The organism is Mycobacterium sp. NPDC050441 (assembly GCF_040655355.1).
Lineage (GTDB): Bacteria > Actinomycetota > Actinomycetes > Mycobacteriales > Mycobacteriaceae > Mycobacterium.
Map to the genome: position 1 here is coordinate 794,066 of NZ_JBFAJS010000002.1, position 25,051 is coordinate 819,116.

Consider the following 25,051-nt stretch of genomic DNA (forward strand, 5'->3'; position numbering starts at 1 on the left):
CTAGGAGTTCCCAGAGCCAGCCAGGGCAAACCTGTCCGGTCAGGTCAGCGGCGTCCGGCCAGTAGCACTTCGCTGAGATGCGTGGTGGTCTGAACCCCGTCGTCGTAACCGCCCTGGTCGTCGAGCGCATTCATGATCGCCAGCGTGTAGCGCTGCTGCGGTCCGGCGAAACCTACGCTGTTGACCACCCAGCCGCCCTGTTCGAGTGACCAGCCGTCCTTGTTGCCTGGGCTCATCGCCGCGCCGGCACCCCAGACGCCCCACTGCTGGTTGGCGTCGACGTGCTGGAGCGCGTCCACGATGCCTGCCGTTTCGGCCGGGGTGAGACCGGTGAGGGTGTAAGTCATCAGCCGGTCGAGATCTTCTGGCGTGGTCTTCTGGAAGCCCCAGTACGGGAAGGTGCGGCTGAATCCGCGTTGCGGTTGTAGTTCGGTCAGCCCGTACGCTGGGAAATCGGTGTTGAACGCCTGGTGATCGGCGCCGCTGTACCGGGTCCACAGGGTGTCGGCGGCGTCATCGTCGGACGAGTGCAGCATGGCCGCCATCAGGGCCCGGTCCGAATCGGTCAGCGTGACACTGCCGGCACGTTGTCTGGTCAGCAGATCGACCACCATGCCCAGCTTGATCGTGGACGCCGTCCACACCTGCTCCCCGGCGTGTGCATTCCGGTAGACGGCCCCGGTGGTGCGGTCTCGCAGTACGTAACCGACGGTGCCCGGGCGCGTCGCCAAGTAGGCATCGGCAGCGGCCACGCGCTCAGAAAAGTCGCAATCGGCCCCGGTCGTACAGGCTGCGCCGGCCGACGGGACGGTGGCACCGCCGCAGATGGCGGCCAGTACGCAGGCAAAGGACAGGAGGCGGCGCATTGGAGTAGCTTCGCAGGGGTGGATCCCCTGGCCGGCACCGGCATCGGGCTGTGAACTACGACTGGGAACAGTTGGGTGCGGGTGTGTGGCGCACCCGGCTGCCGTTTCTGGATGTGACGGTCGGTCTGGTCAGTGGCAGCACGCACGCATTGTTGGTCGATGCCGGTACGACTTTGGCCGAGGCGCGCGGCATCGAGGCCGATGTGGCGGCACTGACGGGGCATCGAGTCGGGCATATTGTCCTGACGCACAACCATTTTGACCATGTCCTCGGCTGCTCCTGGTTCAAGGATGCCGAAATCTATTGTGCGCCAGAGGTTGCGGTCACCATGACTGCCGGCCGGGCGCACCTGCGGGGCGATGCGATCCGCCACGGTGCCGACGCCGACGACGTCGACCGGGCGATCGCCGCGATGTCGGCTCCCGCCCACCAGGTGTCCGGTGGGGAGATCGATCTCGACGGCCGGACCGTGAGTGTCTGCCGTCCAGGTGCCGGCCACACCACCCACGACCTGATCGTGACGGTGCCGAACCAGCACACAGTGGTGTTCTGCGGTGATCTCGTCGAGCAGTCCGGTGATCCGGTCATCGACGCCGATTCCGATCTGGAGGCGTGGCCGGCCACGCTCGAGGCGGTGCTGGCTGCGGGCGGGGAGCAAGGGGTGTTCGTTCCGGGGCACGGTGCGGTCGTCGACGCCCATTTCATCCGGCTCCAACAGCGCTGGCTGAGCGCCCGGCGCACTAGGTGATCCCCGCCGACCGATTTAGTTAGCCAATATGCGACGATTCGCCGATGACCGAGGTTGACGCCCATTTCGTGCAGTCCGAGCAGGACAGGTTCCAGCCGACCCGCTTTGCGCAGAGCCACTGGGGTGAGGATCACCTCAACGGTCCCGCGCTGGTCGGCCTCGCCGCACGGGCGCTGGAGGCGGCCTTCGGGCTTCCCGAGTTTCTGCCGGCCCGGTTGACGGTCGACCTGTTCAAGGCCGCGCGCGGCCTGCCGACCACGACGAAGGTGGCGTTGATCCGTGACGGCCGGCGGGTCCGCAATTCGGAGTGCGAGCTGGTGCAGGACGGCGTGACCGTGGCCCGTGCGACGTTGGTGCAATACCGGCTGAGTGCACCGCCGCGGGGTGAAGAATGGACTGCGGCCACCGACTTCGAACCGCCTGCCGCACTCGACGGGGACCGGACGACGTACATGGGCAGTGACGCGGGTGGTTGGAGTCGCGCCATCGCCGAGCATCAGAACGCATCGCGTAAGCGGTTCATGAACCGCACCATCACGGTGGTGCAGGGGCATCCGAATTCGCCGTTCGTGCGGGCGGCCATGGCTGCCGAGGGCACCAGTCTGGTCACCAACCTGGGCACCGCCGGCGTCGGCTACATCAACGGTGACCTCACGGTCGCGCTGTCGCGGTTACCCGGTGACGAGTGGATCGGCGTGCAGGCGGATTCACATTGGTCAGCCGATGGCGTCGCCGTCGGCGCTTCGACGCTGTACGACAGTGCCGGGGCGTTCGGCACCGGCCTGGTCACGGCGATCAGTAACCCGGCAGCTCAGATCGATTTCAACAACGACCCGTTTCCGGGTCGGACCGCGCCGCGGTAGCCGGGGCGAGCCGGGTCACCGGAACACCACCCACCGCATCGCGCAGTACATGAAGATCGCCTCGCACCCGCCGGCAACGATCCTGGCCAGGTGATACTCGGTGCCCATCGCCGCGAGCCCGCTCGACACCCCCAGGATGAACGCCAGGTAGTTGATCACGACCATTACGACGTACACCGTCACCTGCGGACCGACAGCGGCGTGCGAACGAAAGTTCAGGGTGCGGTTCAGGTAGTAGGCCAGGCCAAAAGCCGCGGCGTATCCGACCGTCACCGCGACAGCAAGCGGCGCCCGGAACCCGCCGTGCAGGAGGGTCAGGATCGTCAGGTCGACACCGAAGGTGAAGGTGTTGATCAACGCGAAACCGAGGAACGTCGGAGCCACAAGAGAATTCAGCGGCGCCGGCAGGGCTCGCACCGCCACGGCGCACATCCGGTGGAATCGCTCGGCCGGCGATACCCGGCTCGGTTCGCTCCGCACATGGACACGGTGGCATCGGAAGATGTCGGGACCGTGAGCACCGGGCGAACTTCACCGGAGGTATCGACACGGGGTGGCCGTCACTCCGAGATCGCAACTCCCTCATAGCTGGTCAGCATCTCGGTGTTCGGCAGCGCCATCTGCAGATAGAGGTCGATGTGGCGGATCTTGTCGTCGGCAGTGAACTCATACACCGAGATCGAGTTGACCACTGACTCGAAGTCGCCCATCTTGGTGTGTTCCTCGAGTTCGAGGAACACCACGCCGTCGGCTTCGCTGACGCGCTTGAACAAGCCGTCCCACTCGGAGGCGGCGGCCCAGTTGGTCATGAAGTCGGTGTACTGCGCCCAGTTCATGACTTCCTTGAAGTTGCCGACGCGTTTGAACTCGTCGACGGCGACCAAGGCGGCCAGCGGAGCCCAGCCGTCTGTTCCGAAGCCGGGTTGCTTGGCGGCGCCAACCAATTGCTTGGTGGTGACCGCGTACTGCACCACGGTGCGGCGGCGGCCGGTGTATTCGTCGACAACTTCGCTGACGTCTTTCAACGGAGAGGTTCCTCTTCTGTGGTCGATTTGGGTACTGACTTGGGTCCGGTCAGGAGTCGGCTGCCGCCAAGTATTTGTCGACGACCGAATGGAAGTGCGCGATGACGACTTCTTCCTTGACCAGGGCCATGTGCTTCAGGGCGGTGTTGCGCAACCCGATCTGTTGACGTGGCATCTGCTCGTAATCTTGTTGCAGCGCTTCGAAATACTTGTAGCTGCCGGCTTCGTCGACCACGATGGGCTCGGCGGTGAACGCGGCTTTGTGCTCGTCGGGCAACCACATGTAGCTGGCGACATGCCAGATACACCGGTTGGGGTCACCGTCCGGGTGCGGTAGCGACATGATGATCGTGGCTTCCCCGGCGCGGATGGTCATGAAGAAATTCGGGAACCACACCCAGCCGTGGTTGTCACTCATCTGGGCGTCGGTCAGCCCGCTGACGTCAAGTCCCATGCCGGTCAAGGTGTCTCGCGTTGCCCGCTGCAGCAGTGTGCGGGCGGTGACGCCTTCGGGGAAGTTCAGCGATCCATCCTCGCCGCGATGCTCGGCGACGAGTTCGGAGAAGCGGGGGAGCACCGCGACGGTGGACGGGAAGGTCTCGGGTAGGTCCATGATGCCGTCGACCTGCTGCTCCGGGGTGGCTCCGACGACGTCGAACGGCGCCATCGACACGCTGTGCTGGTCGAAGAACCGGTACCGGCTGGTGGCGGGGTCGATGTTGATCACCCGCAGGAGCTGGGGGTGGATGCCGTTGATGTGGTAGCCCTCCTGGAAGGCATCGAGAACGACCTTCCAGTTGCAGTCGATGGCCTCGGTCACGTCCATCACCGTCACCATCTCGTCGAGGTGATACGGCGCCAGCATGGTCGCGACCTCGTCGCCGATGAAGTCCGCCAGGGGTTCGGCATTCGGATCCGGGTTGAGAAAGATGAACCCGGCGAAGGTGCCCACCGAGACCTCGATGAGCCCATGGGTGTCTTTGTCGATCGGCCCGGCCAACGCTTCCCGCAACATGCCCTTGAGTCGCCCGTCGAGGTCGTAGGACCACAGGTGGTACTGGCACAGGAAGCCGCGTTTGGCGTTCCCGCGGGCATCGCGGCACAACACGTTGCCCCGATGTCGACAGGCATTGACGAATGCGCGAAGCCGGTCGTCCTTGCCCCGCACGATGAGGTAGGACTGATCGAAGATCTGGTACTGCTTCCAGTCGCCGGCGTTGGTCAACTCATCCACCCGGCCGACCACCTGCCAGACTTTCTTCCAGATTGAATCACGCTCCTGGGCAACGAATTCCGGTGCGATATAGCGACTGGTCGGAATCTGCATCCGGTACGCATCAGGTCCGATGTCATCCAGGCGGGTGGCGTTGTCCACCCAGTTTCCGGGGCGTGCTGTCTGCACGGGCGGGCCTCCTCATTCGATATCGGGCTGCGAGCTGACGGCCGGGCGCGCCCGGGCGCGTCGGCGCTGGGGAAGTGGCTTGTGACTGCGATCACTACTATACATATCTGTATATCTAATACAACGGTGCATATTGATAGGTCGAGTGGCGACGATCGTGGAGGTGCACTGCCGCGCCCGCTGGCTAACGTTTGACAGGATGGGGTCATGGCCGAACGCTGGACGAAGCAACGCCGCTTGGAGCACACGCGCAACGTTCTGCTGGACGCTGCCGAAGAGGTGTTTGCGCGCAAGGGGTTTGACGGAGCCGCGCTCGAAGACATCGCTGAGGTCGGGGGATACACCCGCGGTGCCATCTACTCCCACTTCGGGAGCAAGGCCGAGTTGTTCCTGGCTGTGGTCGAACGGCAACGCCAACAATTCCTCGACGGTTTTGCCGATGTCATCGCGACGTTCCACCGACTCGACGATCTCGACGTCGACGAACTCGGTGACCGTTGGCGCGACCTGGTCGCCGCCGAGGGCCCCGACCGGGCCGCGCTCGGATCCGAGTACACGCTGTTCCTGCTACGTAATCCCGACGCGCGGGAACGGGTGGCGGCGCAGCGGGAGGCGACGGTCCGCGCCCTCGCCGACTACATCTCCAAAGGCGCCGCCCGTCTCGGAGGTCACCTGAGCATTCCGGCGCAGGATCTGGCCCGGGTGGTTCTGGCCGCCAACGACGGCGTCACCCTCAACAGTCTGCTCGATGAGCAGGCGGTCTACCGGCCGTTCCTCCGCATGGTTCTGGCCAATATCGTTGTCCCCAAGGGGAATGGTTCGTGAAGCAGGTTCGACATCCCGCGCGCACCGGCGCGCTGATGGCCATGGCCTCCATGCTGTGCGTGCAGATCGGTCTGGCCGTGGCCGTCGGCCTGATTGATGACATCGGTGCCGAGGGCGCCGCGTGGCTGCGCTTGGCCTGGGCCGGAGTGCTGATATTGCTGATCGTGCGGCCGCGTCCCTCGGCGTTCACGAAATCTGCCTTCTGGGCCTGCGTCGCGCTCGGTGTGGTCACCGCCGGGGTGACCATGTTGTTCATGGCGGCGCTGTCCCGAATCCCGCTGGGGACGGCCAGCGCGCTGGAATTCCTCGGCCCGCTCGGGGTCGCGGTCGCACACGGGAAAGGCCGCAGTCGAGTGCTCTGGCCCGGGCTCGCAGCGGCCGGCGTCGTGCTGCTCACCGAGCCCTGGACGGGCGACGTCGACCTCATCGGTGTGCTCTACGCGCTCAGCGCGGCATTGTGCTGGGCCTGCTACATCCTGCTGACGCAACGGGTCGGTGACGAAGTGGCCGGCATCAAGGGTCTGGCGGTGTCCATGCCGGTCGCCGGCCTGGTCGGCACCGCGGTCGTCGGGCCGTCGGTATTTCCGATGCTGACGCCGCAGCTGCTCCTGATCGGTATAGGTCTGGCGATCCTGCTACCTGTGGTCCCCTTCGCGCTGGAAATGTCTGCGCTGCGGTACCTGAGTACCGCCGCCTTCGGCACGCTGATGGCCTTGGAGCCGGCTTTTGCCATGCTGGTCGGTTTCGTTCTGCTCCACCAGGTCCCGGCCCCGGCCGCGGTGATCGGCATCTGCCTCGTAGTGGCGGCAGGAATAGGTGCTGCTCGCACCGGAGCGCGCGCCACGCCGGTCCCTGCCGAGATCGGCTGATCCGGCTACGCTGGCGCAAATGGCACGTGGAATCTTCAATTCGCCGGTCAGCCGTTGGTTCAATGCGGCCGCCGTGGGTCTCACCCGCGTTCCGGTGCTCGGCCGGTGGATTGGCAACGGTGTGGTGGTCATCCGTTACACGGGGCGCCGGTCGGGTCGCGCGTTCGAGACTCCCGTTTCCGTCACGCGGGACGGTGATCAGGTGACCATCAACGTGATGACGCCGGACAGTAAGAACTGGTGGCGCAACTTCCTCGGCGAGGGCGGTCCGCTCACCTTGCTGAACCTGGAGGGTAGCGACCGCACGGGACACGCGGTTGCCCACCGTGACGGCCATGGCAAGGTGGCCGTCACGGTGCAGCTCGACGCACCCTGACTTCAGACGTCGACGCGCTTGCGCCGGTAGAGCGTTCCGACCATGAGCAACAGCAGGCTGATCACCAGGATCGCCGTGGCCAGCACGTTGATCTGCGGTGGCACCGCGGCCTTGACCGCCGCATTGACGTACAGCGGATAGGTGACCGTGGAGCCGCTCACGAAGTAGGTGATGATGAAGTCGTCGAGCGAGAGCGCGAAGGACAGCATCGCCGCGGCGACGATACCCGGAACGATCAGCGGCAGAGTCACTTTGAAGAATGTCCGGGTCGGGCCGGCACCGAGGTCCATGGACGCGTCTTCGAGCGTCCAGTCGAATCCGCGCACCCTGGCTCGCACCGTCATGGCGATGAAACTCACCTCGAACGCGATGTGGGCGATGAGGATCGTGGTGTAGCCCGCCGCCCAGCCGAGGTCGAGGAACAGGGTCAGCAGGGACGCGCCCATCACCACCTCAGGTGCGGTGAGCGGTAACACCAGGAACGTGTCGACCGCCTTCTGGCCCCGGAAGCGTTGGCGCACAAGCGCGATGGCGACCAGGGTGCCGAGCACCAGGGCGATTGCGGTGGATACCGCCGCGACGTTCAGGCTCAGCTTGAGTGCCTCGGTCAGCGCCGGGTACTTGAACGGGTGTGCCCAGTTGTCGAGCGTGAACCCCTGCCAGGTGTAGTTGAACTTGCCTGCCGGCTTGTTGAACGAGAACAACACGATCACGAAGATCGGCAGGAACAGGTACAGCAACACCAGGCCGGCGACGATCCGCAGGGACCAATCGCCCCAGCGCGGTGAGCCTTTGACAACCTGCGGCGTAGCCGGGCTCGTGGCGTCCGCCATCGCGGTCAACGTCATACGAGGTCCTCCGTACCGAGCGCCCGCGTGTAGAGCAGTACGCCGACCAGGATGATCGCCATGAGCACCATGCTGAGCGCGGCCGCCGCCGGATAGTCCTTGACCACCAGGAACTGCTTCTGGATCACGTTGCCGATCATGGTGGTCTGCGTGCTGCCGAGGTAATCGGCATTGATGAAATCACCTGCCGACGGGATGAACACCAGCATGCTTCCGGCCAGTACGCCTGGCATCGACAGCGGCAGAATGACTTTGGTGAAGCTGCGGGTGTTCGACGAGTACAGGTCCTTGGAGGCCTCGATCAGGCGGGGATCGATCTTCTCCAGGCTGACATACAGCGGCAGGATCATGAAGATGATCCAGTTGTAGGTGAGGCCGCCGATCACGGCCCAGCTCGTCGACAGCAGCCGCCCCTCGCTCGGCAACAATCCGATCGACCCGAGCGCACTGACCACCAACCCGTCGTCCGCGAGAATCGTCTTCCAGGCGATCGTGCGGATCAGGAAGGTCACGAAGAACGGCAGGATCACCAGGCCCAGGATGAGGTTCTTGTAGCGGCCGGCTTTGAAGGCGATCACGTAGGCCAACGGGAATGCCAGCATCGCGCACAGCACGGTCGCCACCAGTGCGTAGCCGAAGGTCCGCAGAATCTGGTCCTGATACTCACTGAACGCGTGAGCGTAGTTGCCGAAGTTCCAGTCGAACTCCAGTGTCGGCAGGTACACCGATCCGCCCGACGTGGACAACGAGGTACGTGCCAACGAGATGAACGGCACCACAAAGAAGATCCCGAGGTACACCAACGCCGGCAGGATCATCAGGTACGGGGCGATCTTGCTCCGCTGCCGGCTACTGGTGGCTACGCCCGCCATCGGCGTCAGCCTCCGGTCACTGCGGCGTAGAGACTGTTGAACTCTTGAGTCTGCTCGTCGGTGAGGGCCGCCCACGACTTGAGCTTGGCGGCCATGTCAGCGGGCGGGTTGATCAGCGGGTTGCCGGCCAACTTGGGATCGATCTTGGCGAGCTCGTCGGTCATGTCCGACAGCACCGGCACGAACTGGGTGAACGCGATGAGCTTGGCGTAGTTCGCCCGGTCATAGACGTAGTCGATCCAGGCCTCGGCCGCTTTCTCGTTCTGCGTGGTGTATGGGATCACCATGGTGTCGATGAACCAGTCGCCACCCGACTCCGGCACGATGAATTGCAGGTCCGGATTGTCCGCCTGCAGCTGCACCACGTCGCCTGAATATGCCTGGGCGACAGCGATATTGCCGGCTGCGAGGTCATCGGCGTAATCGTTGCCGGTAAACCGGCGGATCTGGCCCTTGTCCTTCTGGTCGCGGATGAAATCGACGGCCTTGGTGATGGATTCGGTGGTCGGATCCTCGACCGAATTGCCCTGCCACTGCATGATCATGCCGAGGCCGTCCTGGACGTCGGACAACAGGCTGACCCGGCCCTTGAATGCGGGATCCCACAGATCGTCGATCTTGGTGATGTCGCGTCCGGTAGCGGCCTTGTTGTAGGCCAGGCCCACCATGCCGGTCATGTACGGCGCGGTGTACTTGCGGCCCGGATCGGCCTTCGACTGGAGGAGGTCCTCGCGCAGGTTCTTCTTGTTGGGGACACGGGAGTCACGGATCTCATTGAGCCACTTGAGACCGGCAAGCCGGACCGCCATGAACTCGGTGGGCACCACGAGGTCGGACCCGATGTCCTGCTTACGGGACAACGGTTCCTTGACCTTGGCGAACCACTGTTCGTTGTCGTTGAAATCCTCCTTGTAGTCCACCGTCAGACCCGTCTTGGTCTGGAACGCGGCGACGAATCCGTCGGCCATGTACAACGGCCAGTTCGAGATGCGAACTTTGCCGGTGGCCGGTGAACCGTCGTCGGGGGCGGCCGACGACGACGCAGTGGAGCCACCCTCGCCCCCCGTCCCACATGCGGCCAGCACGGACGGGCCCAGTGCGAGCGCGGCGGCGGCCGCGGCGCCGCCACCGAGGAAGCGACGCCGCGAGGTGCGGTTCGCGGTGAGCCGAGCAAGAAGTTGGGGATCGAATTGAGCGGGCATGGGCGACCTTTCTGAATTCGGGCGCTTTGGTCGATGAAGGGTGGGGCGGCGGCTGCTGCCGAGGCCTACGTGTCGTCGAGCATCTCTTCGAGATCTTCGGTGGTGGGGATGTCCGCGGCCGGAAGTACCCGCGACGCGTCGGGCGACCAACCCGCGTGGACCTGATCGCCCGGACGCAGCAGGGGAAGCTCCTGCTCAGGGCCGACGTGGGCGATGATCGTCGAATCATCAGGTGCGGCAAGGGAAAGCCGAAGCACCGGACCTTGGAAGGTCAGGTCCTTGACGGTGGCGGGAACGGTGGCCACCTCCCCGGTGGGAACATCCATCGAGACGCGGACCCGTTCCGGGCGCACCATCAGGGTGGCCTGCCCGCCGGGTTCGATGGTCGTGTCGCCGGGCTTGGCCTTGAGCGTGGTGCCGAGCACTTCCACCTCGACGAAGTCGCGGTTGGCGCGTCCGGTCTGTCGACCCGCCCACAGGTTGGCCTGCCCGATGAAGCTGGCGACGAACACCGTCGCCGGGCGGTCGTATATCTCGGTGGGGCTGCCGATCTGCTCGACGTTTCCGTTGTTCATCACCGCGATCCGGTCGCTCATCGTGAGCGCCTCTTCCTGATCGTGGGTGACGTAGATGAACGTGATGCCGACTTCGCGCTGGATCCGCTTGAGTTCGAATTGCATCGCGTGCCGCAGCTTGAGATCCAGGGCGCCGAGCGGCTCATCGAGCAGGAGCGCGCTCGGGTAGTTGACCAGGGCGCGGGCCAGCGCCACCCGCTGCTGCTGCCCGCCTGAGAGCTGGCCGGGCTTGCGCTTGGCGAAGTCGGTGAGCCGAACGATTTCCAGCAGCTCGTCGACGCTGCGATTGATCTCGGCTTTGTCCTTCTTCATGCTGCGCGGCCCGTAGGCGACGTTGTCCCACACCGTCATGTGCGGGAACAGCGCATAGTGCTGAAAGACCGTGTTGACGTTGCGCTTGTGTGGTGGCACGCGGGAGACGTCGACACCCTCCAGTCGGATGGCGCCCTCGGTCGGGCTTTCGAATCCGGCGATCATGCGCAGCGTGGTGGTCTTCCCACAGCCCGAGGGGCCGAGCATCGAGAAGAACTCACCCGACGCGATCGAGAAGTCCGCCTCGGCTACGGCGACGTAGTCGCCGAACCGTTTCGTGACATGGTCGATCTCTATGACTGGGGCGCCGGAGCGTGGCGCGCCGTCGTGTCCCGTCGACTTGTCGACGGCGGTGATATCTGGGCCGGTCAGCGGAATCCTCCTCCAGTACAGCCGGGAAGCTGTCGGTAAACAATCGCGGATTGCGCCGACCTTCGCAACCGTTTCCGCAATGAATTAACAATTTTTCAATGGAATCCTTCGTCTGAACCGTCTTGGCAGCGTGATTCCATAGCGCGGCGGGCGAACGGCCACGGGCGGGTGTGGTCGGTCCATGGTCCGAGGGAGCAGCGACTGACTGGTCTCAAGTTTCGCAGCTCAGCGGGTTGTCGCGGCAGGAAACCGGCGACTGAGGGAATCAGCCCCACTCGTGGTTCATCGCGCGGGACTCCGACATGGTGTGCACGGACTCGCCGTGGCGGTCCGGTGCCCGGGACACCGCGATGAGCGCCATCGCCAACGCGGCGGTGACCGCACCGGCGACGAAGATCGTCACGAAGCTGACTTCCGAGGGCACGAGCCGATGCCCGAGCAGAACGGCCACGACCGCGGCCGCCACGGAACTGCCGATGGTTCGCGCGATGGCGTTCATGCTCGTGGCGATGCCCGTCTCGCTGGTATCCACCTCACTGACCACCAGTGCGGGCAGCGCGCCGTATCCGAGGCTGATGTACGCGTTGGCAAGCACGCCGGCCAGGACGACCTGCCAGGGGCGGTCGTGGGCGACGGCGAGCATGACGAATCCGGCGATGCCCGCCACAGCGGCCACCATCAGCACCCGGCGGGCGCCGTACCGGTCGATGTAGCGGCCACTGACCAGCGCCACCAGGAAACCGGTGAGCGCTCCGGGAAGTAGGAAGTAGACGCTCGCCTGCAGCACCGTTGCCCCGAATCCGTAGCCGGCGGCCTGGCGCGACATCTGCACGAACTGGGTGAGGCCGAGAAAGGCGAAGTACAGACCCATCCCGACCAGGACCGTGGCCAAGTTGGTGAGCAGAATGGGTCGCCGGGCCAGCATCGCGGTCGAGACCAGGGGGTCGGCGGCCCGTCGCTCCCACCACCACCAGCCGGTCAGCACGCCGACGCCGCCGAGCAGGAAACCGATCGTGCCCGGATGACTCCATCCCCACGAATTGCCCTGGGTGATCGCCAACAGCACCGACGACAATCCGATCGCCAGGCCGGCGGCGCCCAGCCAGTCGATCGCCCCGCCCGTGTCCGGCCGGCGGTTGGGCACGACCACGACCGCCACCACGATGACGACCGCGGTGAATACGGTGGTGAGCCAGAAGACCCGGTGGTACCCGGCATCGCCGGACATCAGTAGGCCGGTGACGACGAGGCCGACGCCGCCGCCGAAACCCAGCGTCCCCGACAGCACCGACATCGCACCGACCAATCGATCCTCGGGGAGTTCCTCACGCAGGATCGCGATGCTGATCGGGTAGAGCGCGTAGGAGGCGCCCTGCAGGATGCGTGCCGCCACCAGCAGAGGTACCGACGCGGTGACCGCGGCCAGCACGGAACCCGTCAGCACGACTATCAGCACGCCCAGCAGGACACGCTTCTTGCTGTAGAGGTCGGCGAGTCGCCCGATCAGTGGGGTCGAGGCGGCCGCGGCGAGCAAGTTGGCGGTGACGGCCCAGCTGACCGCCACCGAAGTGGTGTTGAGCTGCCGGGCGATGATGCCCAGGATCGGAACCACCGCGGTCTGCAGGACGGCGACGGTGAGGGCGATCAGACTGAGGCCGGCGATCAGGACACCGGCACGTCGTGGAGCTGGAAGCGCGGGGGAGGCGGACCGGTCAGTTTCGGTCCTGGCCACTTCCGCTCCGATCCATAGCTAATCTTTGTGTTTGGTCGATTATGGCCTTGGTCCGGCGCGTGCCCCCACACCGGGTGCGTGGTCGAATAGACGGATGGCTTTCGGAGTCAGCGCGCTCAACGCGTCCACGTTCAGTGGACGTCGCCCGACCGGTTCCGGTGACCTGACGGTCGAGACCCATGGGATCGCGCCGCTGGCTGCCGACCAGCGCTACGGACATCCGGCCCGGCTGTTCACGGTGTGGTTCGCGCCGCAGGTCAATATGACCGGAGTTTTCACCGGCACATTGGCGATCACGCTCGGGCTGGGGTTCTGGCTGGGCCTGCTGGCCATGGTGATCGGCACCGTCCTGGGTTCAGCCGTGGTCGCCTACCTGTCGACGTGGGGCCCGCGCACTGGTGCTGGTCAACTTCCCAACGCGCGCATGGCATTTGGCGGCCTGGTCGTGGTACCAGGCGTCCTGCAGTGGGGATCGTCGATCGCCTGGGACGCCCTGGTCGGCTTGTTCGGCGGGGAGGCGCTCGCGGCGCTGCTGGGCATCCCGTTCTGGAGCGCGGTGTTGATCGTGCTGGCAGTCCAGGGCGTCGTGGGGTTTTTCGGCTACGAGTTGATCCACCGCCTGCAGGCGGTGCTGACCGTCATCCTGTTTCTCACGTTCGCGGTCTTCACGGTCAAACTGGTCAGCGGCCATGACATCGTGGTGGCGCCGTCGGTTGCCGGCGCGGATCTGGCCGGGGCATTCGTTTTCGAGGTCACGATCGCCCTGAGTCTGGCGATCTCGTGGGCCAGTTATGCCGCCGATTTCAGTCGCTATCTCCCGACGGATTCGTCGCGGTGGCAGGTGTTCGGATACTCGTTCGCCGGAATCGTGTTGGGCTACATCTTCGTTCAGGGCATCGGGATCGCGGCCGCGTCGGTCATCGGTGAGCACACCGCCGACGGTGTTCACGCCGTCATGGGCGGGGGCGTGCTCGGCGGGCTGGCCCTGCTGGTGATCGCCCTCGCGGCGATCGGGTCGGGGGTGATGAACGACTACAGCGGCTCATTGGCGTTGCAGACCATCGGCGTGCGCGTGCGCCGACCGGTGTCGGCGGTCATCGTGACGGTGCTGGCGTTCGGCTTGATCCTGTGGCTGCACGCTGCCGATACCGCGACCCGGTTCACCGATGTCCTCCTGTTGGTCAGCTACTGGATTCCGGCGTTCGTCGCGGTGGTCGTGGTGGATTGGATGTACCGGACCCGGGGCCGCACCAGCATCGATCCGAGTGCCGAACCCACAGTTCGCCGTGACGCGGTGGCCGCCCTGATCGCGTTCGTACTGGCGTACGTGGTGGCCGTGCCATTCATGAACACCACCCTGATCCAGGGTGCGGTAGCGACCGCATGGCACGGCGCCGACATCGCGTACTTTGTCAATTTCGTTGTGGCGCTGATGCTTTACGGTGGATATCGGTTGCTGGCGCAGCGGGCTCGCCGACCGTAGCGGTCAGAGGTCTACACCTCGGGCAGCGCGGCCAGGACGTGCTCGATGAAGGACGAGGTCGACGCGCTGCCGCCGATGTCGGGTGTACCGACACCGGCATCGAGGACGCGTCGGACGGCGTCCTCGATACGGTCGGCGGCGCCGCCGAGTGCAGGTGTGCCACCTGCGCGGCCGGCGAGCCAGCGCAGCAACATCGCGGTGGACAGGATCATCGCCACCGGGTTGGCGATGTCGCGTCCGGCGATGTCGGGCGCCGATCCGTGTGCGGCCTGCGCCATCGCGTGAGTGTGCGAGGCGTTGATGGAGGGCGCCATCCCGAGCGAGCCGCTCAACTGCCCGGCCAGGTCGGACAAGATGTCGCCGAACATGTTCTCCGCCACGATCACATCGAAATCGCGGGGATGACTCACCAGCCGAGCCGCGAGTGCGTCGATGTGTTCGCCCCGGACTGCGACATCGGGGTAATGCTCGGCGACCGCCAGGCACGCATCGAGGAACAATCCGGTGGTTTTGGTCAGGACGTTCGCCTTGTGAGCGATGGTGACCGACTGACGCCGGACCGCCGCCAACTGGAATGCCTGGTGGGCGATCCGCTCACAGGCGGTGCGGGTGAAGACTGCGACCGCCAGCGCGACATCGGGTGTGGGCATGAATTCGCCTGCGCCGTCGTACATGTTGCGGTCGGCGTAAAACCCTTCGGTGTTCTCCCTGACGATGACGACATCGAGATCGGGACATACTGCGTTGACGGCTGCACTCAGGGCGCGGGCAGGGCGGATGTTGGCGAACAGGTTGAAGCGCTTGCGGATTGCTCCACCGGGTGAAAGCGTCCCGCGGAACTGCTCGGGGTATCCGGCGTTGTCGTGCGGGCCGAGGATCCATCCGGCCAGCCCGTCGAGTTCGGCCAGCGTCGGTTCTGGCAGCGGAGTTCCGAGCTCACCGATGGCCTCGAGGCCGAATGGCAGTTCGCGCCAATGCACATCGACAGACACCCCGGCCAAGGCCCGTTCGGCGACCCTGGTGGCCGAGTCCACGATTTCCGGCCCGATACCGTCGCCGAGAAGCACTCCCAGGGTCAGCACCCGCTCATCTCCGTTCAGATCGGATGGGCCGCGAACCACTGCAACAACATTTCCGCGATCTCCGCAGGCTTCTCTTCCGGAAGCCAGTGTGAGGCACCGGCGAGCGTTTCGAAACGGTACGGGCCACTCACGTACTTCGCGGTGTCGCGCGCCGGCTTGGCGGTGATCGCGATGTCGCCGTCACTCCAGACGTACAGCGTCGGCACGGTGATCTTGTCCGCTGCGCCTGGGCCCAGTCGGCTCAGCGGCATGGCGCGATACCAGTTCAGTGCCGAGGTCAGGGCCCCTGTTTCCGCCATGGCCCGGACGTCACGTGCCGCCGCCTCCGGCGGCAGCCCACTACGGGTCAGAACCTTGGCCATGGTCTTTCCCTTGCCGTCGCGCCCGAGCAGGAAGCGTTCGGCCACCCAGGGCAGTTGGTTGACGTACATGTACCAGGACGCCAGTCCCTGCCGGCTGGTGAGCATGGACCGTAGGAAGGCCATCGGGTGGGGCACCGACAGGGCAGACAGCGAGGCCAGTCTCTCGGGCGCGCTCCCGGCCACGCCCCAGGCCACCGCGGCGCCCCAGTCGTGGCCGACCAGATGCACTCGGTCGGCACCGCTGGCGTCGATCAGCGCGAGGATGTCCTTCACCAATTCCGTCGCGCGGTAGTCGCGGCGCCTAGTCGGCCGGGCGCCGGGTGAGTACCCGCGCTGGTTGGGTGCCAGACACCGGAAGCCGTTGGCGGTGAGCAGCGGGATGATCTCTCCCCAGCTGCTGTTCTGCTGTGGGAAGCCGTGCAGCAGCACAACCACCGGCCCGTCAGCGGGTCCGCTGTCGGTGACGTCGAATACGAACTCCTCGCGGCGGTATTGATCCATACCCAGCATCATGCCAAGCAGGCCCGTCGATCAGGCGTTGTCCTTCGATGAGATGTTGTTGAGCAGGCTTTGTGCCTGGCGGTCCACCATTCCGGTGATGCCCTGCTGCGACGCTCCGAACAGCAACGAGTAGCCGACTACGTGGGCGTTGGTGGTGACGCTGACCCCGTCCCCGGCGATACCTGCCTTGACCATCAGCAACCCGGCGACAGCGGTCAACGCGCCGGTGGGAAGTTTCAGCAACAGCGAGGCCATCGGCACCGCGTACGCCGTGGACGTCCCCTTCATCCGGCGGATCGCCACCGCGCCGACAAGGCTGGCGCTCACCAGGCCCAGGAGCTCGGCGATCGCGATATCCGCTCGGGGTGCTGTTGTACCGGTTGTGACGAGACCGAATGTGTCGGGGCGAAAGGCGCCGACAACCCCGAAACATATCGCCAACAGCGCCAACACCGCGGTGGCGCCCAGCAGGATGTTGCGGAAACTGCGTAGCCGCATGCTCTCGCTGTCGGAGGCGGCATGTACCGCCCTGGCACTGTGCGCCAGGGCTTCCCGGTCGTGTTCGGTCCACTTCGAGTGCCCCAGAATATCCCGGATCGCCACGACCGATTCATGGCTGTCGCCGAGCAATTCCTTTCCGGTGGAGACGATTTCGGGTAGCCGCGCCCGGACCACTCCGGGTGTCGCCAGTCGGATGACGGTGACGTCCACGGCGTGAATTCGAAGCCAGGTGGCTTCCACAGCCGCTCCGCTGAGCAGGCCACGCAGGCTGCGCGGCGCATCGACGATCTCGATGGCCTCCCTGAGCCGGCGCCGCGCATCGAGGTGGCGCGGGTCGTCCCGGCAGTCGACCGGGAGTCCGTCGAGATCGGCATGCAGATCGGCGAGCCGGCCCCGGGCGACCTCGCGCCATACCGACAGCGGCCGGTGGCGCAGCTTGTCGCCGAGTGTGGAACCGGTGGGTTTGTCGCCGGCTGACGTCGACCCGGCCGCGGCAAGGGTGAGCGTCGGGCGGTCGCCTGCCGCGGAGTGTGGTGTGGTCAGCGCGGTCATGTCCGCATCCCATACGTCATCGTCATCACCGTCCGGCATCTGAACTGACAGGTCGAGCATTCACAGCATGGCCAGGTCGGCGGGCATGGGCACGCGTAGCGCGCTACCTCAAATCTGATGCCGCGATTTCAGGTAGCCGGCTACGCGCGACCGTCTCCGGCCATGGCTCCGACACTGAGCCGATCGACGCCGCACGCGATCAGAAAGGCAAGGCCAGATGAAGAACTACACCGTGGCGCTCGGGGACACCCTGTTCGGGATCGCCCAGCGTGAATACGGCGACGGCGGTCTCTATCCCGTCATCGCCGAGCAGAATCACCTCATTAACCCGGGCCTGATCAACATCGGGCAGGAGATATCGATCCCGTACGTCACCTACCGGTACCTGTTCACCGTCGATGACGGCACCGCCGCCCGCCAGCAGCTCACGCAGTCGTTCTACGGGACGCAGAGCCCGGCCATCCAGTTGATCTGGGAAGTGGTCAACGGTGTGGCGCAGCGCGAGATCCATCGTGGCGCCTGGTTGCTGCTGCCGGACCTCACCAACGTCGGGCACCACACGGTTGTCGATGGGGAGACTTTTGCGGGATTGGCGGGCCGGTGGTACGGCGATGATCACCTCGCGGCCGTTGTCGCCAACGCCAACAACCTCGACCCGTCCATCGATCCGACGCCGGGCCAGGTCCTGATCGTTCCTGGGCTCAACCGTCGTCGACACATCGCCGGTGACACCCTCGAATCACTGTGCGTCGAGGAGTACGGCGACCACGACGTGAGCACCCGGGCGGCAGTTGCCGCCGCGGCCAACTACATCAGCCGCCCGCACACCCTGTTCTCTAATCAGGCGGTGTACTTTCCGTCGTGAACGCACCTCGGTGGTCGAGAGTGGTTGTTTGCCAGTCGATCCCACGGGGCTGGTGGCAAAGGGGTTCGTAACGGCCCGGTAGCCAACTTGTGATCGCAACGTGGCGTCGTTGAGGTGCGTTCCCGGTTGCAGCGTATGCACAGGATGTTGTACCAATCATCTGGTGTGCGCGGGAAGGACGACCGGATGACCGGGTTTGGGGCAGAAGAGGTTCCAGGGCACTGGCTGACCGCAGCGGAAGTGGCGCGGGCATCGGAGCTGCGCGAGGATCTGGTCGAGCGGTTCCTGCCGGCCCTACCGCCGCAGGAGAATCTCTACGGCCGCGATCTGGTGTCGGTGGCCCGATTCGTCAAGGCGCTCACCGATCTCGGGACGCCGACGGCTGCAGTCGAAGTGGCAGTTGCCGAACTGAGGGCTCGTCCGGATGCGGCTTTCAACGTGGCGCTTCGGGGTGGCGGCAGTCGCCGGCCGCTGGGCACCAAGCAGATCGGTACCCGCACCCGGGCGTGGAAAACGGTCGGTGTGACCACGGCCGCCGCATTGCTCGTCGGCGGCGTGGTTGCGGTCACGGTGTCGGGACCCGAGGAAGAGCAGACGACTGCCGGGCCGGCATCGTCGAGTGCGAAACCCGTTCCTGCTGAAGTGGTTGCGCCGGCGGCGATGGATGAGCCGGGCAGCAAGCCCGCTCAGGCATTCGCCGCACCGAGGCTGGATCCGGTCTGCGCTCAGTGGCAGCGGGCGAGCGCCGGGTACGACGGCCGGCAGCAGGCCTGGGTCAAGACCGATCATCGTGTTGCGGCCGCGCGTTGGTCGCCCAAACAACGGTCGGTGACGATGTCCGTCATCCCGATCATGCGTCAGGAGGCTGCCGAACTGCGCGGGTTGGCAGACAAGGCCACGGATCCGCTGCTGGCTGGGCTGCTGCGTGCACAGTCCCGGTACGTGGACAACTACGCCGCCAAGCTGCCGAAGTTCGAATCCGCAGATCATGCGAACTGGACTGCGGCCATCGCGATGGACGGCGCGGTGAAAGCGGTTTGCTCCACGCCACGTTGACCGTTCGCATTCCGGATTCTGGTGGGGCACTAGGGGATGAGTGCCCCACCAGAATCGGTTCGGTTACATCGGAATCCAACGATCGAGGAACCAGAAGCCCCAGCCGCGGCCATCGCCGGAGGGCATAGGGGTCACCCGCTGGCCATTCCACTCGAAGGGTTGATGATCGCGACGCCCCGCGTCGATATCGCGTCCGTGCCAGTCATCGGGCCGCGCGCCACGGTCGTCATGACGACCACACGGCGGCGTACCCGGGCGGTCGCAGCCCGGATCGGCACTGGCCGTACCGATACCGAGGCCCAACAACCCGGCTACACCGATACCTGCCGCCATCGCTGAAATGCCAACGGATTTCCTGAAACGCATTGCTCTACTCCGTTTCTGACCAGTGCGACGACGGTGCCGCACGGAGAGCAACGCTATTTCGAGGCGATGTGTTTGCCCTGTGCTGATTGTGGGGACGGGCTGTGCGATCCGTAACGTATTGAAATCAGCACGGTGTCAAGATGATTGATCTCTGACAGCCGATTCTCAGATTCGGGCCGGTGGCCCACCCTCACCAGGTCAGGTTGTGCTTTTCGAAGTGACGGGCCAAGGCCTCCATGTACTCGTCGCCGTGGAAGGGCCCCCGAGCGCCGATGGCCTTCTCCAGGAAGGGCCCGTACTCCTCGTCGTTGACATAGGTCGACCAGTGGGTGATCTGGGCGTCTTCGTTGGTGTCGATGAAACTGATCGAGTAGAACCCCATCGTCTCGCCGTCGGCTGTCGTGCCCTCCCAGCGGTAGCGCATCACCAAGCCGTTGTCGGCGGGCCAGAACTTGTGGTCGACGGGTTTCCAGTCGGGGAAGACGACGGAGTAGGCCTTGGCCTCGACGGTGGCCGCGACGTCGAATGACGTCGCCACGTCTTTGAGGACGAGTTCCTGGCCGGCGACGAAATAGGGCGAGGTGTACACGGCGTCGTCGGTGAACTCCCACTCGTCATAGGACTCGCCGTCCTGCACCTTCCGCAGCACGTACTTGTCGCGGTAGCTCTCGGCCATGCGCCGGTGCTTGGCAATTCGATCGACCAGATCCATTGCGGTCCTTATCCATTGGGGGAGCGGTAGGGCCAGGCCAAGGGCTCATGTGGCGTGGCGCACACAATTAATATACATATCTGTATCGTAGATTCAACGATGAATTTCAGCGGCGGGGCGAGGAGCCCAGGTTTTGTGCAGGTGCTGGGAGGATGGCGCGGTGGCTGAGCGGTGGACCAGGCAGCGGCGGGTCGAGCACACCCGCACGTTGCTGCTCGACGCGGCCGAGGAGGTGGTGGCGCGGCAGGGTTTCGGCGCGGCCGCCCTCGAGGTCATTGCCGACGCCGCCGGCTACACCCGCGGCGCGATCTACTCCCACTTCGGCACCAAGGAAGAGCTGTTCCTGGCCGTCATGGAGCGCCAGCTGCAACGCTTTCTCGACGGGTTCACCGATATCGTGGAGTCGTTTCACACCGTCAGTGATTTCGACGCCGACAAGCTGGCCGAGCGCTGGCGGGAACTGAGCATCGGCGCACCCGAACGTGCGGCGCTCGGCTACGAGTTCACCTTGTTCCTACTGCGCAATCCCGAAGCGCGGGAACGTGTGGCGAAGCAGCGCCAGCAGACTGTGCGTTCGCTGGCCGATTACATCGACGCCCACCTCGAGAAGATCGGGGGACGCTTACGGGTGCGCTCCGACCTGCTGGCCAAAGTGCTGATCGCCGCCAACGAGGGAATCACGCTGGGCAGCCACATCGATTCCGAGGACTTGTACCGGCCGTTTCTGGAAATGGTCATGGCCCATGTGGAATCCGACGACCAGCGCGAGACACCCTAGCTTCGGGTCAAAAATCCCAGGACGGTCTGCTCGAAGGCCTCTTTGGCCTCGATCATGGCCCAGTGCCCGCAGTTGGGGAACACGTGCAGTTCGGCGTTCGGGATCGTCCGCATGGGGATCAGGGCCATATCGAGCGGGCTGACCCGGTCATCCCGGCCCCAGGTCAGCAGCGTCGGCGCCGCCACCTTGTGCATCTGCGCCCAGGGCATCGGGGCATCAGAAGACCGCATGGCGGCCATCATTCCCGCGAAAGCCGCTTTGCCGTACATCCGCTTGGCGGCGGCAAGTGTCTTGGGATCGGTCGCCAGCTCCCAGCGCTGTTCGATCAGTTCGTCGGTCACCAGCGCCGGGTCGTAGACCATCGAGTTCAGCCAATCGATCAGGCGTTGGCGGGTCGGGTCTTCGGTGAACTCCTGCAGTAGCCGGATGCCCTCGCTGGGGCCCGGGCTGAACAGGTTGGTTCCGATCCCACCGATGGTGACGAGCTTGCCGATGCGGTCGGGCTGCCGGATCGCGAAGTTGATTCCGACGCCGCCGCCCATCGAGTTACCGACGATGTGGACGCGGTCGATGCCGAGGGCGTCCACGAAGGGACCGACCACGCCCTGTGCGGCGACCATGGGGTGGCCGCCGATGTCATCGGTGACGCCGAATCCCGGGAATTCCAGTATTAGACAACGGAATTGCTGGGCGAAGGTGGGCAGGATTCCCTGGAAATTGCGCCAACCGGTGACCCCTGGGCCCGAGCCGTGCAGGAACAGCACCGTCGGTCCGTCGCCAGTGTCGTAATACCGCAGCACTCCGGCGGATGTCTCGATCTGCTTCAGTTCCAGCTCGGTCATGCCGACCAACCTACGGGTGGCGGCCGGCCTGTCGGTCGGCAGTCCCATCCGATGGAACACGACCTGCGTGATTGCCGGTCGGCGCCCGCGATGCCTGTTGCTTGACGACCGGAACGGAGGCGGCCTAGCGTCCTGCACGTCACACGTGCATGACCGACGCCATGTCAAATGTCTGTGGGGTAATAGTGGGGGAAGCCAGTTCTGCGGTGCCGGTCGCCGGTGTTGCCATGACGGCCATCGGGGTAGCTGTAATCCGAGTGCGTGAGAGCCGACGTCCAGATCGGTTGTATCGCGATCCATTGGCGCAGGCGTTCGTCGACGCAGCGCGTGAGGGGTTTTCGGCGCAGCGGTGGGCGTCGCTGGAGGAGCTTGCCGACCAGTTCTATGAGGGACGCTCGGTGGCCGTCCGATTGGTCGATGACCGGGTCCAGGATGCGGTAGATGGAGGTATCGCACAGATCGTCATGCTCGGAGCCGGATTGGATACCCGGGCTTTTCGGATGGATTTGCCAGCCGAGGTGACTGTCTTCGAGATCGACCTACCTGAACTCTTCGGGTTCAAAGAGCCCGTTCTGGCCAACGAAGGGGTCGCACCCACCTGTCATCGCCGCGTCATCGCGACCGACTTGCGAGGGGATTGGACGACGCCCCTGCGTGAGAGCGGATTTCACTCGGAATCGCCGACCCTGTGGGTCGATGAAGGCGCACTGCCCTATCTGCCCGACGGCTCGCGTCGTGACGTGGTCGCGGCACTGACCGAATTATCGGCTCCTGGTAGCCGATTCGGCGTCAGTCGGTACTCGGTGGATTCCAACAGCCGGCCCTACTCCGGACTGCGAGACCTGGTCGGCACCAGCGCGGCAGGTGACGCCCCACGTGAAACCATCGGCGATGTCCGCGAGTGGCTCGACGGCCTTGGTTGGGACACCGAGTTTCACAGTTGGAACGACACTGTGGCCACGCTTGATCGCGTTGTCGCGGTTGAGGATTCCGAGGTGGGCCACGTCGCTGCTGTGCGTCGGGGGCAGTGAGCGCAGCGCCACCGCTATATCGGGGCAGTGCACGATCATTCGCCGCGGAGCAACGCTGCACTTATCGCCCCGCCGCAGATCGCGACCACGCCAGAGGTGAGGAGCACTGCCACTATCGCACCTGTGGACGGACCGCCACGCGCCTGCCCGGCCTGGCTGATGGTGCCGCACAATGCGACACCGATGGTCAGACCGAGTTGACGCGCGGCATTGGCCGCCGCGGCGGCTACTCCGGCCCGTGCCGGCGGGACCGACATCACCGCAACTGCGGGGAGCACGGGGGATACGATCGCAGCCCCGATACCGGTGACGAGGAGCATCGCGATCAGGGACGTCCAATCCGGCCGCAGCAGGAGTGCGGCACCGGGCAGGCAGGCCAGGCCGGTGAGTACTGTCCCACCACCGAGCACCCAGCTGCGCGGTGCATGGTGCAATCGCGCGCTGAATACCAGCGACACCAGGACGAACGCGGCAAGCTGCACTGTCAATACCAGAGCGGCCTGCAGTGGCGGCATGCCGGAGCTGGACTGTAACCACCGCGACAGCACCGGCAGTGCGGCGAAAGCGGCGAAGTAGTAAGTGAATCCGGCGATGAGAACGGCGATGAAGCCGCGGGTGGCGAAAAGGTCCGGGGGCAATAACGGGTTTGTGGCGCGGCGTTGGGCCAGGACGAGAACCCAGACCGCGGCGAGGCTCACCACCGCCGCACCTATCGTTCCCGGCGAGGCCCACCCGGACTCGCCGGCATTGATCACGCCGTAAGTGGTGCCGGTCATCATCGTGGTCACGAGTGCTGCTCCCGCGACATCAAGTCGTACGGGCGCGTAGCGGTGACGCGACAACGACCGCACTCCGGTGATCACCGCGACCACGCATATCGGCAGCGCTGCCAGAAACAACCAACGCCACGTGATGAATTGGGTTGCCGCTCCGCCGGCAATGGTGCCCACGGTGCTGCCGATCCCGGCCACTGCACCCCAGACAGCGAATGCGACCCCACGCGTCCGGGCATGGTAGTGCTGGGTCAACAACGGGACGACAGTGCCGAAGATCGCGGCACCGCCGACGCCCTGGATGGCACGCGCCGCGACCAGAACTCCGCCGCTGGATGCAGTCGCGGATCCCGCCGATGCCAACCCGAAGATGATCAGCCCGATCAAGAACAGCCGCCGATGTCCCAGCCGATCTCCGAGTGTGCCCATGACTACCACCAGCGCCGCCAGCGCGAGGGTGTAGGCGTCGATGATCCATTGGGCTACCGCGAATCCCGCACCGAGCCGGCCTGCGATGGGCTCGGCGCTGACAGTCAGGACGGTGGTGAACGCCAGCAGTAGGAAAGTCGCGAGACAGCAGGTCACCAATGGGCGCCAATCCGTATCTTGATCGCCTGCTAGATCGCGAACGGGCATGAAGTTGGGGGAGTTCGACGGCATGGTCCGACCCTGGTGTAATGGTGTTGTGCATGTAAACCATTACATCGAGCCACTGCTGCGGAACGTGACCGATCTGGTCAATCAGCCGGCGACGACGCCGGGCGATCTGGAACGGCGCTGGACGAGTCTGGGCATGCCAATCCACTGCCGAGTCACGGACGTCGACCTCCGGCGGGTGGGCGATTTCCTCGAAGTCTGGACGGACGTCGTCGATGCCGACACCGAAGAGCACAGGGTCTTCATCCTCAACCGGTTGCTGGCTCGGTTCGCCACCAGTCCGTCGATCACCAACCACGACGGCAGTGGTTGGCATCTGCACTACCGCGACGCTGACGCGGGCTTCGCGGCCACCCTGGCCGGCTCCACAAGCGCTGCGGCTGCCCACTTTCTCACTGAACGCGGGATGCAACGTATCCGGCGGTGCGCCCTGGATGGCTGCACCATGGCATTCGTGGACTTCACCCGGCCCGGCACACAGAAATACTGCCGTCACGGCTGCGCGAACCGTGACGCCGTAAGGCGGCACCGAGCCGGGTCCGCGCGAACTTCGGCGCGTCGCTGAAACCTGCCCTTGCGCAACGTATTCCGTGGAGGCACTC

Annotated in this window: 27 protein-coding genes; 11 read left to right on the forward strand and 16 right to left on the reverse strand. The window is 65.1% G+C overall.

Translation table 11 applies throughout. The annotated features are described in order from the left end of the window. Positions 1-44: 44 nt before the first annotated feature. Complete coding sequence (locus AB0I14_RS08705) at positions 45-866, reverse strand: tat pathway signal sequence (protein WP_358018798.1); 822 nt, start codon at positions 864-866, stop codon at positions 45-47. A gap of 50 nt (positions 867-916) precedes the next feature. Here AB0I14_RS08705 and AB0I14_RS08710 point away from each other — a divergent pair, with 50 nt between their 5' ends. Together AB0I14_RS08710 and AB0I14_RS08715 are read left to right on the forward strand one after the other, a co-directional pair. After that, positions 917-1,615: an MBL fold metallo-hydrolase gene (locus AB0I14_RS08710; protein WP_358018801.1), complete on the forward strand. Its 699-nt coding sequence runs from the start codon at positions 917-919 to the stop codon at positions 1,613-1,615. A 44-nt stretch (positions 1,616-1,659) separates the two neighbouring features. Beyond that, on the forward strand, positions 1,660-2,478 hold the full coding sequence (locus AB0I14_RS08715) for an acyl-CoA thioesterase domain-containing protein (protein WP_358018804.1): 819 nt from the start codon (positions 1,660-1,662) through the stop codon (positions 2,476-2,478). 15 nt (positions 2,479-2,493) lie between these two features. On the opposite strand, the gene AB0I14_RS08720 is transcribed toward AB0I14_RS08715, so the two are convergent. The 3 genes from AB0I14_RS08720 to AB0I14_RS08730 form a co-directional block, all read right to left on the reverse strand. Next, positions 2,494-2,910: a GtrA family protein gene (locus tag AB0I14_RS08720; protein ID WP_358019097.1), complete on the reverse strand. Its 417-nt coding sequence runs from the start codon at positions 2,908-2,910 to the stop codon at positions 2,494-2,496. Between the two features lie 128 nt (positions 2,911-3,038). After that, positions 3,039-3,503 carry a hypothetical protein gene (locus AB0I14_RS08725; RefSeq protein WP_358018807.1) on the reverse strand — a complete coding sequence of 155 codons (465 nt, stop codon included), beginning with the start codon at positions 3,501-3,503 and terminating at the stop codon, positions 3,039-3,041. A 49-nt stretch (positions 3,504-3,552) separates the two neighbouring features. Continuing rightward, complete coding sequence (locus tag AB0I14_RS08730; RefSeq protein ID WP_358018810.1) at positions 3,553-4,905, reverse strand: aromatic ring-hydroxylating dioxygenase subunit alpha; 1,353 nt, start codon at positions 4,903-4,905, stop codon at positions 3,553-3,555. Between the two features lie 207 nt (positions 4,906-5,112). Between AB0I14_RS08730 and AB0I14_RS08735 the strand changes: the two genes are divergently transcribed. Genes AB0I14_RS08735 through AB0I14_RS08745 form a run of 3 tightly spaced genes read left to right on the forward strand, consistent with a single transcriptional unit; the run spans position 5,113 to position 6,975 of the window. After that, positions 5,113-5,730 (forward strand): TetR family transcriptional regulator, encoded by a 618-nt coding sequence (locus AB0I14_RS08735; protein WP_358018812.1) that lies wholly within the window; start codon positions 5,113-5,115, stop codon positions 5,728-5,730. Positions 5,731-5,765: 35 nt separating this feature from the next. After that, positions 5,766-6,599 carry an EamA family transporter gene (locus tag AB0I14_RS08740; RefSeq protein WP_358019100.1) on the forward strand — a complete coding sequence of 278 codons (834 nt, stop codon included), beginning with the start codon at positions 5,766-5,768 and terminating at the stop codon, positions 6,597-6,599. Between the two features lie 19 nt (positions 6,600-6,618). After that, positions 6,619-6,975: a nitroreductase/quinone reductase family protein gene (locus tag AB0I14_RS08745; protein WP_358018815.1), complete on the forward strand. Its 357-nt coding sequence runs from the start codon at positions 6,619-6,621 to the stop codon at positions 6,973-6,975. 2 nt (positions 6,976-6,977) lie between these two features. Here AB0I14_RS08745 and AB0I14_RS08750 read toward each other — a convergent pair whose 3' ends face one another. From AB0I14_RS08750 to AB0I14_RS08770, 5 genes are all read right to left on the reverse strand, one after another. Beyond that, positions 6,978-7,823 carry an ABC transporter permease gene (locus AB0I14_RS08750; protein ID WP_358018818.1) on the reverse strand — a complete coding sequence of 282 codons (846 nt, stop codon included), beginning with the start codon at positions 7,821-7,823 and terminating at the stop codon, positions 6,978-6,980. Continuing rightward, complete coding sequence (locus tag AB0I14_RS08755; protein WP_358018821.1) at positions 7,820-8,695, reverse strand: ABC transporter permease; 876 nt, start codon at positions 8,693-8,695, stop codon at positions 7,820-7,822. The genes AB0I14_RS08750 and AB0I14_RS08755 overlap by 4 nt, the downstream gene beginning before the upstream one ends. A 5-nt stretch (positions 8,696-8,700) precedes the next feature. After that, a complete protein-coding gene (locus tag AB0I14_RS08760; RefSeq protein ID WP_358018824.1) occupies positions 8,701-9,897 on the reverse strand; it encodes a spermidine/putrescine ABC transporter substrate-binding protein in 1,197 nt (398 codons plus the stop codon). A 65-nt stretch (positions 9,898-9,962) separates the two neighbouring features. After that, the gene (locus tag AB0I14_RS08765; protein ID WP_358018827.1) at positions 9,963-10,991 is read right to left on the reverse strand and encodes an ABC transporter ATP-binding protein; all 1,029 of its coding nucleotides are present in this window, start codon (positions 10,989-10,991) and stop codon (positions 9,963-9,965) included. Positions 10,992-11,421: 430 nt separating this feature from the next. Beyond that, complete coding sequence (locus AB0I14_RS08770; protein ID WP_358018830.1) at positions 11,422-12,888, reverse strand: MFS transporter; 1,467 nt, start codon at positions 12,886-12,888, stop codon at positions 11,422-11,424. Between the two features lie 94 nt (positions 12,889-12,982). Between AB0I14_RS08770 and AB0I14_RS08775 the strand changes: the two genes are divergently transcribed. Continuing rightward, positions 12,983-14,371 (forward strand): cytosine permease, encoded by a 1,389-nt coding sequence (locus tag AB0I14_RS08775; protein WP_358018833.1) that lies wholly within the window; start codon positions 12,983-12,985, stop codon positions 14,369-14,371. An 11-nt stretch (positions 14,372-14,382) separates the two neighbouring features. On the opposite strand, the gene AB0I14_RS08780 is transcribed toward AB0I14_RS08775, so the two are convergent. The 3 genes from AB0I14_RS08780 to AB0I14_RS08790 are packed head-to-tail and all read right to left on the reverse strand — an operon-like array spanning position 14,383 to position 17,429. After that, positions 14,383-15,453 carry an isocitrate/isopropylmalate dehydrogenase family protein gene (locus AB0I14_RS08780; RefSeq protein ID WP_358018836.1) on the reverse strand — a complete coding sequence of 357 codons (1,071 nt, stop codon included), beginning with the start codon at positions 15,451-15,453 and terminating at the stop codon, positions 14,383-14,385. A gap of 14 nt (positions 15,454-15,467) precedes the next feature. Then, entirely contained in the window at positions 15,468-16,316 is an 849-nt protein-coding gene (locus AB0I14_RS08785) for an alpha/beta fold hydrolase (RefSeq protein ID WP_358018839.1), read from the reverse strand. A gap of 30 nt (positions 16,317-16,346) precedes the next feature. After that, entirely contained in the window at positions 16,347-17,429 is a 1,083-nt protein-coding gene (locus AB0I14_RS08790) for a hypothetical protein (protein ID WP_358018842.1), read from the reverse strand. Between the two features lie 157 nt (positions 17,430-17,586). Here AB0I14_RS08790 and AB0I14_RS08795 point away from each other — a divergent pair, with 157 nt between their 5' ends. Then, entirely contained in the window at positions 17,587-18,234 is a 648-nt protein-coding gene (locus AB0I14_RS08795) for a LysM peptidoglycan-binding domain-containing protein (protein WP_358018845.1), read from the forward strand. 186 nt (positions 18,235-18,420) lie between these two features. Then, on the forward strand, positions 18,421-19,290 hold the full coding sequence (locus tag AB0I14_RS08800) for a hypothetical protein (RefSeq protein WP_358018848.1): 870 nt from the start codon (positions 18,421-18,423) through the stop codon (positions 19,288-19,290). Positions 19,291-19,353: 63 nt separating this feature from the next. Here AB0I14_RS08800 and AB0I14_RS08805 read toward each other — a convergent pair whose 3' ends face one another. Together AB0I14_RS08805 and AB0I14_RS08810 are read right to left on the reverse strand one after the other, a co-directional pair. Further along, positions 19,354-19,656, reverse strand: a complete 303-nt coding sequence (locus AB0I14_RS08805) for a hypothetical protein (RefSeq protein WP_358018851.1) — start codon at positions 19,654-19,656, stop codon at positions 19,354-19,356. A gap of 190 nt (positions 19,657-19,846) precedes the next feature. Further along, positions 19,847-20,368 (reverse strand): hypothetical protein, encoded by a 522-nt coding sequence (locus tag AB0I14_RS08810; protein ID WP_358018854.1) that lies wholly within the window; start codon positions 20,366-20,368, stop codon positions 19,847-19,849. A 160-nt stretch (positions 20,369-20,528) separates the two neighbouring features. Between AB0I14_RS08810 and AB0I14_RS08815 the strand changes: the two genes are divergently transcribed. After that, a complete protein-coding gene (locus AB0I14_RS08815; protein ID WP_358018857.1) occupies positions 20,529-21,146 on the forward strand; it encodes a helix-turn-helix domain-containing protein in 618 nt (205 codons plus the stop codon). Here the strand turns inward: AB0I14_RS08815 and AB0I14_RS08820 are convergent. Then, positions 21,143-21,988, reverse strand: coding sequence for an alpha/beta fold hydrolase (locus AB0I14_RS08820; protein ID WP_358018860.1), 846 nt, complete (start codon positions 21,986-21,988; stop codon positions 21,143-21,145). The two genes, AB0I14_RS08815 and AB0I14_RS08820, sit on opposite strands and share 4 nt — an antisense overlap. Positions 21,989-22,215: 227 nt before the next feature. On the opposite strand from AB0I14_RS08820, the gene AB0I14_RS08825 reads away from it, so the two are divergent. Beyond that, a complete protein-coding gene (locus AB0I14_RS08825) occupies positions 22,216-23,019 on the forward strand; it encodes an SAM-dependent methyltransferase (RefSeq protein ID WP_358018864.1) in 804 nt (267 codons plus the stop codon). Between the two features lie 35 nt (positions 23,020-23,054). Here AB0I14_RS08825 and AB0I14_RS08830 read toward each other — a convergent pair whose 3' ends face one another. After that, a complete protein-coding gene (locus AB0I14_RS08830) occupies positions 23,055-24,452 on the reverse strand; it encodes an MFS transporter (protein ID WP_358018867.1) in 1,398 nt (465 codons plus the stop codon). Positions 24,453-24,477: 25 nt separating this feature from the next. Here AB0I14_RS08830 and AB0I14_RS08835 point away from each other — a divergent pair, with 25 nt between their 5' ends. Next, positions 24,478-25,014 carry a CGNR zinc finger domain-containing protein gene (locus tag AB0I14_RS08835; protein ID WP_358018869.1) on the forward strand — a complete coding sequence of 179 codons (537 nt, stop codon included), beginning with the start codon at positions 24,478-24,480 and terminating at the stop codon, positions 25,012-25,014. Positions 25,015-25,051 lie beyond the last annotated feature (37 nt).